Source organism: Cupriavidus sp. SHE, assembly GCF_000812445.1.
GTDB classification, from domain to species: Bacteria; Pseudomonadota; Gammaproteobacteria; order Burkholderiales; family Burkholderiaceae; genus Cupriavidus; species Cupriavidus metallidurans.
Map to the genome: position 1 here is coordinate 103,192 of NZ_JWMB01000037.1, position 14,939 is coordinate 118,130.

Below are 14,939 nucleotides of genomic sequence, written 5' to 3' on the forward strand. Positions count from 1 at the left end.
GTGCACTTCGCCCTGCTACCTGCTACGCGCCGATAACATCGGCTAACGCACTACAAAAAAAATCTCTCGATGTGGCGGGGCCGCGCCCTCCCGCGAGCGCGAGAGGGCTGGCGCCCGATTGCCGTTACTGCGGCTTCCACGCAGGCGCGCGCTTTTCCAGGAACGAACGCACGCCTTCGCGGCCCTCCTCCGACGCGCGGATGACGGCGATCCGGTCCGCGGTATCGGTCAGCAGGTCCTTGTCGATGGGGCGGCCGGCCACGTCCTGCACCAGCCGCTTGCTTTCGCGCACGGCGTTCGGGCTGTTGCCGACCAGCGTCGCGGCCAGTTCGGCCACCTTGGCGTCGAGCCCCGCCGCCGGCACCGTGGCATGGACGAAGCCGATGCGCAGCGCTTCCGCCGCGTCGAACCGCTCGGCGGTGATGAAGTAGCGGCGCGCGGCCTGTTCGCCCATCGCGCGAATCACATACGGGCTGATCGTCGCCGGCAACAGGCCCAGGCGCGCTTCGGACAGGCAGAAGTTCACGCCCTCGGCCGCTACCGCCACATCGCATGCCGCCACCAGACCCACGCCGCCGGCATAAGTATCGCCATGCACACGCGCGATCACGGGCTTCGGGCAGGACCAGATCGTGTGCAGCATCTGCGCCAGCGTCAGCGCGTCGGCGCGGTTCTCGTCATTCGAGTAACCGGCCATCTTCTTCATCCAGTTCAGGTCCGCGCCGGCGCAGAAGGCCGGGCCGTTGCCCGCCAGCACGATCGCGCGCACGTCGGGCGTATCGCCAAGCGCACGGAACGCGCCGGTCAGTTCCGCGATGACCGTCTCGTTGAATGCATTGCGGACGTCGGGCCGATTGAGCGTGACCGTCGCAACGTGGCGTTCAGCGGTAACCGTAAGCGTGGTGAATTGCATGTCTCCTCCGAGAAACGGATGTGTAATGGACGGGGCCGAATTCCGTCGAATGCGGCCAATTCAGGATTTCTGGCGCCGGTTGCTGGTCACGCCGCGCGTGACGGGCTCTGCCTCCGGCGGCTCCACGTCGAAAGGCAGGCCGTGGTCGCGGAAGAAGGTTTCCACCTCTGGCAGCCATACGGCGATGCCCGCGCTATCGCTGAAAAGCTGGTGTGAATCGCCATCGAACTCGCCGACGTCGACAAAGTGGGTGTCCTTTGCCGCGCCGCTCACGTTGGCCTTGTAGCTGTTGAACATCCGCTCCGGCAACGGCCACGGCCAGAAGCGATCGTTGTCGCCATAGATCCAGAGCGACGGATAGCGCGCGCCGCGGCCGTAGTCGCCGAACACATCAACCAGATTGTTTTCCCAGCCGCTGCAGCTTTCATTGCGCAGCCCGCCAGCGAAGTTGATCACGCCGACCACGCCCGGATAGCCGATCGTGGACAGCGCCATGGTCGACAGGCCGCCAAACGACTGGCCGATCACGACGATGCGTGTCGGGTCCACGTAGGGCTGCTGCACTAGGTAATCAAGCGCGGCGATCACATCCTCCGCCTGCGCCATGCCGTTCGCGCCGACATCGCAGCTTCCGCCGACATACTTGCCGCCAGACTTGGAAAAGCCTTGCCGCATCGGCAGTGCCACCACAAAACCGCGCCGCACGAATTCGGCGGTCTGCGCGGCAAAGCGCGCACGTCGCTGAAACGCCGGTTTGCCCGGCGTCTTGCCGTGGTTGATCACCACGAGCGGCCGGCGTCCTTCGCCGGGTGGCCGGAAGATCGTCGTTTCCAGGTCCACCGTGTCCTCCGCGCCGACCTTCGGCACCATCACGACCTGCTCGATCGTATGCGCGGGCAGAGCCACCTGCGCGATGGCCGTCGCGCACCAGACCAGGCCAGCGAGCGCGGCGGCGATGCCGCAGATGGAGGAGACGACGCGAGACTTCACAACCAACCTTCTTCAGAAAACGTTACTGGCGCAATTCGCCAGGATGTATTGCAGCGCCGGTCAGGCCGGTTCGCGCAGGTCACCATCCACGTAGAGCCAGCGCGACGCTTCGCCCGGCTCACGCGACTCGAATACAAAACGGCTCAGCTCATGCAGCCGGTGCGCGCGGCCACCCACCTTGTAACGCGCGACGAACTCGACTGTGGCGTGCGTGGCATCCTGCTGCGCGTGGGACTTCACGGTCAGCCCGAGCCAGTTCGTGCCGGGATCGGCCGAGAGGTCCGGCGGGCAGGTCGACGCGTGCCACGTCTGCCGCAGCCAGCTCACGTCACCCAGCACATAGGCGCTGTAACGCGAGCGCATCAGCGCCTCCGCCGTGGGTGGCGATGCCTCGCCACGATGGAAGCGGCCGCAGCACGTGTCATAGGCGCCGTTGCCGCAGGGGCACGGTGCCGGGCCGGCGCCGGCCCGACGCTTGTTCGTCATCCGATCAGCCCCGGCAACTCGCGCATGTCAGTGAAGATCGTCGTCACGCCAACCGCGCGCAAGGCGTCGGCGTTGGTGCTCGCGGCGTAGCCAAACACCGTCATGCCGGCAGCCACGCCCGCCGTGGCGCCGGTGGGACTGTCCTCAATCACCGCGCAGCGCGACGGATCGACGCCCATCGTGCGCGCAGCCAGCAGGTACACGTCGGGCGCGGGCTTGCTGTGCTCCACTTCGGTAGCCGAGAAGATGTGCTCGCGCGCGGCATCGTCGGTGAACAGTTCCACCAGCTGCGTGTGGTTCAACTGCAGCTTGACCTTGATGCGGTCGGCGCCGGACGCCACGCACACCGGCAGGCCACGTGCCTTGATGGCTTCGATCGCCTGACGGACGTGCGGCACGGCTTCCAGTTCCTCGATGAGCGCCGCGTCGCGACGCACGAACCACTCGGACAGGAAATTCCTGGGCAATGGCTTGCCCAGGCGCGCCTCGATATTGCCAAGCTCGTCACGCACCGCGCGTCCGAGGAACCACTTCATGGATTCCTCGAGCGTGATCTCGATGCCAATCTCGTTCAGCACGCGATTCAGCACGCGATGCACGATCGGTTCGCTATCGACGAGCACGCCGTCACAATCGAAAATCACGCAGTCGAAGCGTGCGGCCTGGTTTGCTGCGGTCATGCGGGTTTCTTTTCCTTGTTGAGTTCGTTACCGCCGACGGCGCGCAGTTCGGTCTGCCGCCGGCTCTTCAGATAGGCCTCGACCTGGTCGAAGCGGTCGAAGCCCCAGAACGGTTCGCCGTCGACGATCACGAACGGCGAGCCGAACACACCCTTGGCCATTGCCACGTCGATCTCGGCCTTGAGCTGGTCCTTGATCTGGTAGTTGTTGGCACCTTCGTTCATGGCGATCGCGTCGACGCCGAGCGGCTCGGCCAGCTTCGCCAGCTCGGCGGGTTCGGCAATGTTGATGTCGTCGACAAACAGCGCGCGATACACGGCCTTGGCAAACGCCGTGGCCACATCCGCACCGTGGTTGTTCTGCAGCCATAGCATCGCGCGCGCTGCATGTTGCGTCGGCAGTGGGAAATGCGTGGGCCGCTTGTAGTCGATATGGTTGAATTCCGAGGTCCGCTCGAAATCACGCCAGCAGTAATCACCCTTGAGCGGAATGCTGGGAAGCGGCGACGAGCCGGTTGTCTTGAACACCACGCCGAGCAGGATCGGATGCCAGATCACATAGCGGCCGTACTTCTGGGCAATATCGTCGATGCGCGTGCTGGCGAAGTAGCCATAGGGCGAGGAGAAATCGAAGTAGAAGTCGATGGGGGCGGTCATCGCAAAGGCTCCGGTTCACGGACAACAGTTGAGGAAAGTGCGGATACTCGTGTTCGTACTTGTGTTCGTATTCGTATTCGAGATGCCTGTCAGCCAAGCGCGCGGGCGATCAGGATCTTCTGGATATCGCTGGTCCCTTCATAGATCTGGCACACGCGCACATCGCGATAGATGCGCTCGACGGGGAAATCGGTCACGTAGCCGTAGCCGCCGAACACCTGGATGGCATCCGAGCATACCCGCTCGGCCATCTCGCTGGCGAAAAGCTTGGCCATGGCCGCTTCCTTCAGGCAGGGCCGGCCGGCATCCTTGAGCGATGCGGCATGCCACACCATCTGGCGCGCCACGTCGATCTGCGTCGCCATATCGGCAAGCCGGAACTGCACGGCCTGGTGCTGGAACAGCGGCTGCCCGAAGCTCTCGCGCTCCTTGGCGTAGGCCAGCGCCGCCTCGAATGCCGCGCGCGCCATGCCGATGCTTTGCGACGCGATACCAATGCGACCGCCTTCGAGACCGGAGAGCGCCATCTTGTAGCCCGCGCCCTCCTCGCCAAGCATGTTCGCGGCCGGAATCCGGCAGTTCTCGAACACGATCTGCGCGGTGTCGGAAGAGTGCTGGCCCAGCTTTTCCTCCAGACGCGCGACGATATAGCCGGGCGTTGACGTCGGCACCAGGAATGCGCTGATGCCGCGTTTGCCCGCGGCCTTGTCGGTCACGGCCATCACGATCGCCACGTCGGCATGTTTGCCACTGGTGATGAACTGCTTCACGCCGTTGAGCACGTAGTGGTCGCCATCGCGCGTGGCCGTGGTGCGCAACGCCGATGCGTCGGAGCCGACGTGCGGCTCGGTCAGGCAGAACGCGCCGAGCATGTCACCTTGCGCCAGCGGCACCAGCCACTGCTGCTTCTGCGCATCGCTGGCGAAGGCCATCAACATGCTGCACACCGGGCAGTTGTTGACGCTGATGACAGTGGAGGTGCCGCCGTCTCCGGCCGCGATCTCTTCCAGGATCAGCGCGAGCGACAGATAGTCGAGCCCGGCGCCGCCCAGGGCTTCTGGCACGGCCACGCCGTAGGCACCCAGACGCGCCAGTTCCTTGTGCACGTCCTTCGGGAACGTCTTGTCGCGATCCCATCGGGCGGCCTGCGGCGCGATGACGTCCTGCGCGAACTGCCGCACGGCGTCACGGATCATTTCCTGTTCAGGGGTCAGCAGCATGTTGTACCGGGTCTCTTACCAGGGAATCGACGTACCGTCGTAGTTGTGGAAGCTGCCGTTATCGTGACGCGCTACGCCGGCCAGCACGCGGCGCATACCCGTCACGCTCTGCTGCGGCGTGAGGTCGGCCTTCGCGCCACCCATGTCGGTCTGGACCCAGCCCGGATGCAGTGCCACGCAGATCGCATGGCGCGCATCGAGCGAAACGGACTTCAGCGCGGCGTTCACCGATGCCTTGCTCACGCGATAGAGCCAGCTACGGTTGCTGTCCATCGCGCCGATGCTGCCCATGCGCGACGACAGCACCGCCAGCACGCCACCGCGGCCATGATTGCCGGATTCGACGAACGGCAGCAGCACCGGCAGCGCCATCATCGGACCGAGCACGTTGGTGTGCATCACCGCGTCGAATTCCTCGCGGGTCACCGGCTCCGCCGTTTCCGAACGCGGGCCGATCACGCCGGCGTTGTAGATCGCCACGTCCAGCGTCTCGCCATCGAGCTTCCAGGCGAGCCCCGCCACGGCGGCCGCGTCGGTCAGGTCAAGCTTGTGCGCTTCCGCGCCGAGCGCCGTGAGCGCGGCAACGCCCTCGTCGCTACGCGCGGCGGCGATGACGCGCCATCCATCAGCGCGGTACTGCCGGACAAATTCGAGACCCAGGCCGCGCGAGGCGCCGAGGACGAGAGCGGTGGGCATGTTCAGCCTCCTGTGGATGATTGCGAGCGCGTCAGTAACGTCCGTAACTTCAGTAGAGTTCGATGCCGACCGCCGTGGCTTCACCGCCGCCGATGCAGAGGCTGGCCACGCCGCGCTTGCCGCCGGTCTTGCGCAATGCGCCGATCAGCGTGGTCATGATACGTGCGCCGGAAGCGCCGATCGGATGGCCCAGCGCGCATGCGCCGCCATGGATGTTGACCTTGTCGCGCGGAATGTCGAGATCGTGCATCGCGGCCATCGGGACCACGGCAAAGGCCTCGTTGATTTCGAACAGATCGACGCTGCCAGTGTTCCAGTCGAGCTTGCGATACAGCTTGGCGATGGCCTCCACCGGCGCGGTGGTGAACCAGCCCGGCGCCTGTGCGTGGGAGGTATGGCCGAGCATTCTGGCGATTGGCTGCAACCCGAGCGATTTCGCGGTGGATTCGCGCATCATCACCAGCGCCGAGGCGCCGTCATTGATCGACGACGACGACGCAGCGGTAATCGTGCCGTCCTTGGCAAACGCCGGCTTCAGCGACGGGATCTTGTCGACCTTGATGCGGCGCGGCCCCTCGTCGGTGTCGATGACGGTATCGCCACCCTTGCCCGACACCGTCACCGGCACGATCTCCCAGCGGAAGTCGCCCTGCTCGGTGGCACGCTGGGCGCGGCGCACCGACTCCATCGCGAACGCATCCTGCTGTTCGCGCGTGAAGTGGTACTTGGCGGCGCAGTCCTCGCCGAAGGTGCCCATGGCCCGGCCCTTGTCGTACGCGTCCTCCAGGCCGTCCAGCATCATGTGGTCGTAGATCATGCCGTGGCCGATGCGATAGCCACCACGCGCCTTCGGCACCAGGTATGGCGCGTTGGTCATGCTTTCCATGCCGCCGGCCACGGCGATATCGAACGATCCGGCCAGCAGGCCGTCGTAGACGCTCATCGCCGCACGCATGCCGGAGCCGCACATCTTGTTGACGGTGGTACACGCCACGTCGAGCGGCAGGCCCGCGCCAAGCGCGGCCTGTCGGGCGGGCGCCTGCCCCTGTCCGGCTGGCAGCACGCAGCCGAACACCACCTCCTGCACCTGCTCAGGCTTGATGCCCGCGCGCTCGACCGCCGCGCGGATCGCGGCGGCGCCAAGCTGTGGCGCCATCAGACTGCTCAGTTCACTCTGGAACGCACCCATCGGGGTACGCACCGCGGAAACGATAACGACTGGGTCCTTCTGCATGTCTGTCTCCTGAAGCAGGGGTGGAGCTTCGTGGGTTGAAATCAGCGAATCGATGCTTGTGGCGGATCGCCGTACTGGCGCAGCGCGGCTGCAATCTGCGCGTGCAGTTCGTCATTGTTGCTGGCGGCCATGCCGAGGTCGCGCAGCAGGCCGTCGGACACGCCGTAGACCCAGCCATGCACCGTGACGGTCTGACCGCGCGCCCAGGCATCCTGGAGCACGGTGGTCTGGCAGACGTTGTTGACCTGCTCGATCACGTTCAGCTCGCACAGGCGGGTATGCGCGTCGTCCTCGCGCAGCACGGTGCCCAGATAGCCCGCGTGCTTGTCGGCCACATCCTGCACGTGGCGCAGCCAGTTGTCGGCCAGGCCGACGCGCTCTCGCTTGAGCGCCACCTTCACGCCGCCGCAGCCGTAGTGGCCCACCACGGTCACGTGGCGAACCTTGAGCACATCGACGGCGAATTGCAGCACCGACAGCGCGTTCAGATCGCTGTGCGAAATCACGTTGGCGATATTGCGATGGACGAAGACCTCGCCCGGCGCCAGGCCAAGAATCTGGTTAGCCGGCACGCGCGAATCGGAACAACCGATCCACAGGTACTCGGGGGCCTGCTGGTTGGCCAGGCGCGTGAAGAAGGCCGGGTCTTCCGCGTTGACGCGGTCTACCCATTCGCGGTTGTTGCGGAACAGCTGGGCGATGGCGTCACTCATGCTGCCCTCCTTGGTTCTTCAGTTGCGGGGCCGGTTGCGCCGGACCCGTAGCGGTGAATAAAGCGTTCTTGGCTGTGGTACGCAAAAAAGTCATGGACATGGCCGGCCAGGAGCCGGTCTTTGTGGTGCTGCCACATCGCAGCGTCAAAGAAATCGGGGTGATGCCGCATGAAAGCGGCGCGCACACGCGGATCGCCCAGCAGGAATGTGCCGTAGGTCTCCGGAAAAATGTCGTGCGGACGTACGGTGTACCACACCTCGCCGGACATTTCCTCTTCCTCGTTGCGCGGGGCGGGTACGCGGCGGACGTTGCAATCGGTCAGGTACTCGATCTCGTCGTAGTCGTAGAAGACCACGCGGCCGTGGCGGGTTACGCCGAAGTTCTTGTAAAGCATGTCGCCGGGGAAGATGTTCGCGGCGATCAGTTCCTTGACGGCATTGCCGTATTCGAGGATGCCGTGATCCACCTGCTCGTCCGTTCCTTCCTGAAGCCAGATGTTCAGCGGCGTCATGCGGCGTTCGATATAGACATGGCGCACGACGATCTCGTCCTCGCCCTGCTTGCTGCGCTGGTACTCGATCATCGACGGCGCGTGCTGCTCCAGCTCGCGCACCAGCGCGTCGTCGAAGCGGGACAGCGGGAACGCCACATCGGAGTACTCGAGCGTATCGGCCATGCGGCCCACGCGGTCATGCTGCTTGACGAGCTGGTATTTCGATTTCACCAGTTCGCGCGTGGTCTCCTTCGGCGCCGGGAAGAAATCGCGGATCACCTTGAACACGTATGGGAACGACGGCAGCGTGAACACCAGCATCACCAGCCCCTTGATGCCCGGCGCGCTGATGAATTTATCCGACGAATGCTGCAGATGATGCAGGAAGTCGCGATAGAACAGGTTCTTGCCCTGCTTCTGCAAACCCAGCGAGGTGTAGATCTCCGCGCGCGACTTGCGCGGCAGCAGGTCTCGCAGGAAAGTCACGTAGGCCGACGGGATCTCCATGTCGACCATGAAGTAGGCGTGCGCGAACGAGAACAGAATCAGGATCTGCTCCCGGTGCAGCAGCACCGTGTCCAGCACGAGCTTGCCCGATGCCGCGTGAATGATCGGCACCACCAGCGGATAGGTATGGTCGCCGTTGATGACCCGGCCGATGACGAACGCGGTCTTGTTGCGGAAGAACAGCGACGACAGCGTATGCACCTGGAAATTCGGCGCAATGCGGAATTCGCCAAAGTGCTCGGTGATCGCGCGGGCCACATAGCCGGCATCCCGCTTGAGATCCTCGAACGGACGCTCGAGCTGAAAGTTGTTCACGATCCGCTCGAAGCAGGCCGCCATGCCCTCGCGGCTGCCCGGGTAGTAGGCGCGGTAGGTCGGCTTGATCGGCGACTCCTCGTTCTCGATGTACTCGGTCGAGATCGCGGGACGCACGAAGATGAAATCGTTGTTGAAGTACGAGCGGTGCTGGATCCGCGTGAAGACCGAGTTGAAGAACGTCTCGGCCAGTTCGGGCTGGTGATGGTTCGTCAGCAGGCCGATGTAGTGCAGCTTGATCTGCTGCCAGATCTCGTCCTCGATGTCCTCCGCGTCGTACTCGTCCTGGAGCGTCACGATGGTTTCGTGCACGCGCTGGTTGTAGAACGCGATGCGGTCCCGCTGCAGTTGCTGCAGGCCATGCCAGTCGCCGGCCTCGAAGCGCGCCTTGGCCTCGATGCTGACTTCGCGGAACAGCCGGTAGTGCTTGTCGAAGCCATCCAGCATGGTCCGCGCCACATCGTAGGCAATCTGCGACGAGAGCAGCTTGGGGAAGTGGGACATGGCTCGGAGGGCTCGAAGACTGTGGGAATCGGGCAGGCGGCGATGTTGAGATTGTAAAGGCGTTCGGTGCCGGCCCAATGACGGCACCGAGCGCCTCATGAAGCACTTTTCTGTCGGCTGGGCGGATTACATCGTTTCGGAGAACAATTCGCGGCCAATCAGCATGCGGCGGATCTCCGAAGTGCCCGCGCCGATCTCGTACAGCTTGGCATCACGCCACAGGCGGCCGACCGGGTATTCGTTGATGTATCCGTTACCGCCCAGGATCTGCACCGACTCGCCCGCCATCCACGTGGCCTTCTCCGCGGTGTACAGAATCACGGCGGCGCAGTCCTTGCGGACCTGGCGCACGTGGTCCGTGCCCAGCGAGTCCAGGTTCTTGCCCACGGTGTACAGATAGCTGCGCGCGGCCTGCAGCGTGGTGTACATGTCGGCCACCTTGCCCTGGATCAGCTGGAACTCGCCGATGCTCTGGCCAAACTGCTTGCGATCGTGGATGTACGGCGTGATCACGTCCATGCAGGCCTGCATGATGCCGACCGGGCCGCCCGACAGCACGGCGCGCTCGTAGTCCAGGCCGCTCATCAGCACCTTGGCGCCACCGTTCTCGGCCCCGAGGATGTTCTCGACCGGCACTTCCACGTCCTGGAACACCAGTTCGCCGGTGTGCGAACCGCGCATGCCGAGCTTGTCCAGCTTCTGGGCTACCGAGAAGCCCTTCATGCCCTTCTCGACGATGAAGGCGGTCATGCCGCGCGCGCCCAGGTCCGGCTCGGTCTTGGCGTAGACCACCAGCACGTCGCAGTCCGGCCCGTTCGTGATCCACATCTTGGTGCCGTTGAGCACGTAGCGGTCACCCTTGAAATCGGCGCGCAGCTTCATGCTGACCACGTCCGATCCGGCGTTCGGCTCGCTCATGGCCAGCGCGCCGATCCATTCGCCCGAAACCAGCTTCGGCAGGTACTTCGCCTTCTGGGCCGCCGTGCCGTTGCGGTGGATCTGGTTCACGCACAGGTTCGAATGGGCGCCGTACGACAGGCCGACCGACGCCGATGCGCGGCTGATCTCCTCCATCGCGATCATATGGGCCAGGTAGCCCATGTTGGCGCCGCCGTATTCCTCGGCCACCGTGATGCCCAGCACGCCCAGGTCGCCCATCTTCCGCCAGGCATCCATCGGAAACTGGTCGGTCCGGTCGATCTCTGCGGCGCGCGGCGCCAGTTCGGCCTGCGCCCAGTTGCGCACCGATTCGCGCAGCATCTCGATGTCTTCGCCAAGGTCGAATTTCAGGCCGGGTAGTTCGGTCATGGTGGTGTCTCCTGTTAGTTCGATGGGTTCGATGGGTTCGATGAAGTCGGTGTCGGCTATTTTATTGACGTTTACGTAAACGTCAATTAGAAGTCGTATGGTGTGCCGCCGGGGCGGCAATCTCAGGCAGTGGGGGTCTTGTCGCCAGCGTTCTTGGCATGTTGGGCAGCCAGCAGTGCCTGGCACTGACGCTCGTGCTGATCGATCTCGGCAAGCTGCGCCTGCAGGTCTTCCAGCTGGCGCTCGAGCGTGCCACGATGGCCGGCCAGGAGATGCAAGAAGCGCTCGAGTTGGGGAGCCGTATCGCGCGGGGACTCGTACAAATCCAGAATTTCGCGGATTTCATTGAGAGTAAGCCCTAACCTCTTGCCGCGCAGCGTCAACTTCAACCGGGTGCGCTCACGGCTGTTGTAGACACGCCGCCGGCCGCTTGGCCCTTCGCGATCAGGCGCCAACAGGCCCTGGTCCTCGTAGAATCGGATCGCTCGCGGTGTAATGTCGAACTCGCGCGCGAGATCGGTAATCGTGTAGGTAACGGTTGATGGCTGAGCCGACATGGTGCGTCCGGAAAAAGTGAACGATCGTTCGTTGCGCAATCAAGTTTTCGTCTAAGATGACGAACAAGCAGAGCGAATTGACGTTAACGTTAGCGTCAAGTCTAGCGCCTTATAACGACCAGAGACAGCCCCATGAACGCACTCGAACACCAGCTCCAATACCCGTTTGGCGAAACCATGCCCGAACCGGGCACCCGGCAGGAAGTCGCACCTGGCGTGTACTGGCTGCGCATGCCGCTACCGTTCGCGCTGGACCACATCAACCTCTGGCTGCTGCGTGACCGCATCGACGGACGCGACGGCTGGACGATCGTGGACTGCGGCATCACCAACGACACCATCAAGGCGCACTGGGAAACCATTTTCGCCAACGAACTCGAAGGCCTGCCCGTGCTGCGCGTGCTGGTCACGCACTGCCACCCCGACCACGTCGGCCTGGCGCACTGGCTCTGCAAGCACTGGGATGTGCGGCTGTGGATGAGCCTCGGTGACTACATGTCGGCGCGCGTAATGGCCGGCGGCTCGGGCGTCGGATCGAACGCGGGCGGCGACTTCGCGGCCAGCCACTTCGCCCGTCACGGCATGGTCGATCCCGACAACCTCGAGAAGCTGCGGGCCCGCAAGAGCTACTACCCGTCGCTGGTGCCGGACCTGCCCACCCAGTACCGCAGGCTGATGGATGGCGACACGGTCCAGATCGGATCGGACCCGGCCACCGCGTCGTGGCGCGTGATCACCGGTTACGGCCATGCGCCGGAACACGTTGCGTTGTTCAACCCGGCCACCAACGTGTTGATTTCCGGTGACATGGTGCTGCCGCGTATCTCGACCAACGTCAGCGTGTTCGACATGGAGCCGGAAGCCAATCCGCTGCAGCTCTACCTGGACTCGCTCGGCAAGTACGAAGGCCTGCCGAAGGATGTGCTGATCCTGCCGTCGCACGGTCGTCCGTTCCGCAATCTCCACACTCGTATCAACCAGCTTCGCGAACACCACGTCGATCGTCTGGCCGAAACGCTGGCCGCGTGCGCGGAAAAGCCCTGCAACGCGCACGACATCGTCAGCGTGATCTTCCGTCGCCAGTTCGACATTCACCAGCTCACGTTCGCGATCGGCGAGGCGCTGGCCCACCTGCACGCCCTGTGGCACCGCGGCGAACTGGTGCGCGTGGTAGGTGACGATGGGGTGATCCGGTTCAAGAAGGCGGGCTGATCAGAAGCCCTGTGCCAATGACCTGAGGTAGCGCGCGCCGGCCACGGCGCGGCTACCGTACCACGACAGCATCTCTCCATCGACCAGCAATACCGGCTTGCCGATCTGCCGCTCCAGCGCGTCGGCATGATCCTCGGTAAAGCGATAGGGTTCGGTCGACAACAGCACGGCATCCAGCTCGCGCACTAGCGCGTCGCTCCAGCGGAAGGTCGGATAGCGCTCGCCCGGCGCGTTCGGGCGGCTGCAGTCGCCGTCAACGCAGGCGGCCGGCGTGTCCGACGTATCCGCGTCATCGGGCCACGTCGCCCAGTTCACCAGCGCCAGCATCCGGCTGATATAGGTCGCGCGCGACACCGTCATCCAGGGGTCCTGCCAGATCGCATAGAGCACGCGCCGGGCCGGCCAGGTTTGTGCCTGGATGGCATCGAGTTCACCGCGTAACTGCCCCACCAGCGCTTCGGCCTGCGGCCGGCGGCCGAAGATGCCGCCCAGCAGCCGGTAAAGCGCGAAGTTGTCTTCTGGCGCACACGGATGGGTGACGATCACGTGCGGCACGAAGGTGCGGATTTCGTCGACGGTCTCCCGGCGGTTTTCATCGATATTGACCACCACGTGCGTCGGAGCCAGCGCGCGCAGGCGATCGAGCTTCACATCCTTGGTGCCGCCGACCTTGGCAACGGCGCGCACTCCCGGCTCAGGATGGATGCAGAAGCCGGTACGCGCCACAAGCTGGTCAGCCAAGCCGAGATCGAACAGCAGTTCGGTAATCGAGGGCACGAGCGATGCGATGCGGACATCGCCGGATGCCGCCTCATGTACCTGCCCGCCTGCGTCGGTCCACATCATGCGTCCCGGGGGCGGCGCGGCTTGCGCGGCGCGCGCGTGAACAGCGCGTCGTAGAGCCAGCGCGGCATCAGGTGCAGCAGCGAAGCCACGACACCCATCTGCCAGGGGATCACCGCGAAGCGGCTGCCTGCGGCAATTCGCCGCACCGCCTTTTGGGCGAACACCTCGGCATCCATCAGGAATGGCATCCGGTACGGGTTGTGCGACGTCATTGGCGTGCGGATGTAACCCGGCGCAATCGTCACCACGCGAATCTTCTCGCGCGCCTGTTCGAGCCGCAGGCTCTCCAGCAGCTTGATCACCGCCGATTTCGATGCACTGTAGGCCCCGCCGCCGGGCAATCCCCGCACCCCGGCCACGCTGGCGATGCCGACCAGCGTGCCGCGCCATCCGTCGGCACCGGGTGGCTGCTCGCGCATCGGCCCGAGGAATGGCTGGAACGTAGTCAGCGTGCCGAACCAGTTGGTGTCCATGACCGTGCGGAACACCTCCAGGTCCTCGCGCTCGCTGGCCACCGTACCCACCGAGACGCCCGCGTTGGCGATCACGACGTCGGGACAGCCCACGTTCGCAAGGAAATCAGCGGCCGCGGCCCCCATGGCGTCGACGTCGCGGACGTCCACGGCATAGACGCGCGCGGCGCCGGGATTGGGCAGCGTGCCCGCGAAAGCCCTTAGCGCATCCTCGCGCCGGCCGACCAGGCCAAGCGTGGCGCCCTGCTCCGCGTATGCGCGTGCCAGCGCCTGGCCAATGCCGCTGGAGGCGCCGGTGATAAAGATTTTCTGTGGTCGCATCGCGTCAATATAGCGAAGTCGGAGATTCCAAAACAGAACGGCCCGGCGCACCACACGGTACGCCGGGCCGTCGTCGGTCAGGTCGCGGCGATCAGAGCTTCTTGTCGCGCACGCCCGTGACCAGGAAGTCCATGGCCTGGATGGCGCCAGGCTTGGTGCCGGCGATCGAAGGCGAGGTCTCGTACTTGCCCTGCACCACCACGGTCGGCACGCCGTCGATCTTGTAGGCGTCGGCGATCTTGTTGGCACGTTGCGAGTTGGTGGTCACCGAGAACGAGTTGTAGGTGTCCAGCCACTGCTTCTTGTCGATGCCGTTCTGGGCCATGAAATCGGCGATTTCATCGGTGGTCAGCAGGCGCTTGCGCTGCTTGTGGATCGCGTCGAACACCTTGGTGTGCATCGCGTCCAGCTTGCCCATGGCTTCCAGCGCATAGAAGATCTTCGTGTGGGGCAGCAGGTCGTCGCGGAACGCCACCGGCACGCGCTTGAACACCACGTCCTTACCCTGCTTCTTGACCCACGCCTCAAGCTCGGGCTCGAAGTCGTAGCAGTGCGGGCAGCCGTACCAGAAGAACTCGGTCACCTCGATCTTGCCGGCCGGCACGGGCTGCGGCGATTTCAGGACCGTGTAGTCCTTGCCTTCCGTCGGCGCGGCCATGGCGGCGGGCGCGGTCATCAGCAGGCCGCTGACAGCGGCAACGGTGGCAAGCAGTGCGGCGATTTTCTTCATGTTCGAGGGGCCTTCCGGTTTATCGAGGGTGTGCAAGGGTACAGCGAAGCAGCGGATTGCGTTGTCCAGCGCCCTGCCGGGCCC

16 protein-coding genes are annotated in these 14,939 nt (G+C 64.4%); 1 reads left to right on the top strand and 15 read right to left on the bottom strand.

The genetic code is table 11. The features are described 5' to 3' along the window. Positions 1–124 precede the first annotated feature (124 nt). The 12 genes from RN01_RS18665 to RN01_RS18720 all read right to left on the bottom strand — a co-directional run bounded on the left by RN01_RS18665 (position 125) and on the right by RN01_RS18720 (position 11,273). Entirely contained in the window at positions 125–913 is a 789-nt protein-coding gene (locus RN01_RS18665) for an enoyl-CoA hydratase/isomerase family protein (protein WP_017510806.1), read from the bottom strand. Between the two features lie 60 nt (positions 914–973). Further along, the gene (locus tag RN01_RS18670; protein WP_011515032.1) at positions 974–1,903 is read right to left on the bottom strand and encodes a dienelactone hydrolase family protein; all 930 of its coding nucleotides are present in this window, start codon (positions 1,901–1,903) and stop codon (positions 974–976) included. 60 nt (positions 1,904–1,963) lie between these two features. Then, the gene (locus RN01_RS18675; protein ID WP_017510805.1) at positions 1,964–2,389 is read right to left on the bottom strand and encodes a YchJ family protein; all 426 of its coding nucleotides are present in this window, start codon (positions 2,387–2,389) and stop codon (positions 1,964–1,966) included. Beyond that, positions 2,386–3,069: an HAD family phosphatase gene (locus tag RN01_RS18680; RefSeq protein WP_017510804.1), complete on the bottom strand. Its 684-nt coding sequence runs from the start codon at positions 3,067–3,069 to the stop codon at positions 2,386–2,388. Before RN01_RS18680 ends, RN01_RS18675 begins: the two co-directional genes overlap by 4 nt. After that, positions 3,066–3,725, bottom strand: a complete 660-nt coding sequence (locus RN01_RS18685; RefSeq protein WP_017510803.1) for a 2-hydroxychromene-2-carboxylate isomerase — start codon at positions 3,723–3,725, stop codon at positions 3,066–3,068. Before RN01_RS18685 ends, RN01_RS18680 begins: the two co-directional genes overlap by 4 nt. Before the next feature lie 89 nt (positions 3,726–3,814). After that, entirely contained in the window at positions 3,815–4,945 is a 1,131-nt protein-coding gene (locus tag RN01_RS18690; protein WP_011515028.1) for an acyl-CoA dehydrogenase family protein, read from the bottom strand. Positions 4,946–4,960: 15 nt separating this feature from the next. Continuing rightward, the gene (locus RN01_RS18695) at positions 4,961–5,641 is read right to left on the bottom strand and encodes an SDR family oxidoreductase (RefSeq protein ID WP_017512322.1); all 681 of its coding nucleotides are present in this window, start codon (positions 5,639–5,641) and stop codon (positions 4,961–4,963) included. Between the two features lie 49 nt (positions 5,642–5,690). Beyond that, entirely contained in the window at positions 5,691–6,875 is a 1,185-nt protein-coding gene (locus RN01_RS18700) for an acetyl-CoA C-acetyltransferase (protein ID WP_011515026.1), read from the bottom strand. Between the two features lie 41 nt (positions 6,876–6,916). Next, complete coding sequence (gene can / locus RN01_RS18705) at positions 6,917–7,588, bottom strand: carbonate dehydratase (RefSeq protein ID WP_017512321.1); 672 nt, start codon at positions 7,586–7,588, stop codon at positions 6,917–6,919. Next, entirely contained in the window at positions 7,585–9,408 is a 1,824-nt protein-coding gene (gene aceK, locus RN01_RS18710; RefSeq protein WP_008642882.1) for a bifunctional isocitrate dehydrogenase kinase/phosphatase, read from the bottom strand. The genes can and aceK overlap by 4 nt, the downstream gene beginning before the upstream one ends. A gap of 126 nt (positions 9,409–9,534) precedes the next feature. Further along, positions 9,535–10,716 (bottom strand): isovaleryl-CoA dehydrogenase, encoded by a 1,182-nt coding sequence (locus RN01_RS18715; RefSeq protein WP_008642884.1) that lies wholly within the window; start codon positions 10,714–10,716, stop codon positions 9,535–9,537. A gap of 122 nt (positions 10,717–10,838) precedes the next feature. After that, positions 10,839–11,273, bottom strand: a complete 435-nt coding sequence (locus RN01_RS18720) for a MerR family DNA-binding transcriptional regulator (RefSeq protein WP_024569268.1) — start codon at positions 11,271–11,273, stop codon at positions 10,839–10,841. Between the two features lie 132 nt (positions 11,274–11,405). Between RN01_RS18720 and RN01_RS18725 the strand changes: the two genes are divergently transcribed. Next, on the top strand, positions 11,406–12,485 hold the full coding sequence (locus RN01_RS18725) for an MBL fold metallo-hydrolase (RefSeq protein WP_024569267.1): 1,080 nt from the start codon (positions 11,406–11,408) through the stop codon (positions 12,483–12,485). Here RN01_RS18725 and RN01_RS18730 read toward each other — a convergent pair whose 3' ends face one another. The 3 genes from RN01_RS18730 to RN01_RS18740 form a co-directional block, all read right to left on the bottom strand. Beyond that, complete coding sequence (locus RN01_RS18730) at positions 12,486–13,328, bottom strand: helical backbone metal receptor (protein ID WP_017512318.1); 843 nt, start codon at positions 13,326–13,328, stop codon at positions 12,486–12,488. After that, on the bottom strand, positions 13,328–14,125 hold the full coding sequence (locus RN01_RS18735; RefSeq protein WP_017512317.1) for an SDR family oxidoreductase: 798 nt from the start codon (positions 14,123–14,125) through the stop codon (positions 13,328–13,330). Before RN01_RS18735 ends, RN01_RS18730 begins: the two co-directional genes overlap by 1 nt. A gap of 91 nt (positions 14,126–14,216) precedes the next feature. Then, on the bottom strand, positions 14,217–14,855 hold the full coding sequence (locus RN01_RS18740; protein WP_011515019.1) for a thiol:disulfide interchange protein DsbA/DsbL: 639 nt from the start codon (positions 14,853–14,855) through the stop codon (positions 14,217–14,219). Positions 14,856–14,939 lie beyond the last annotated feature (84 nt).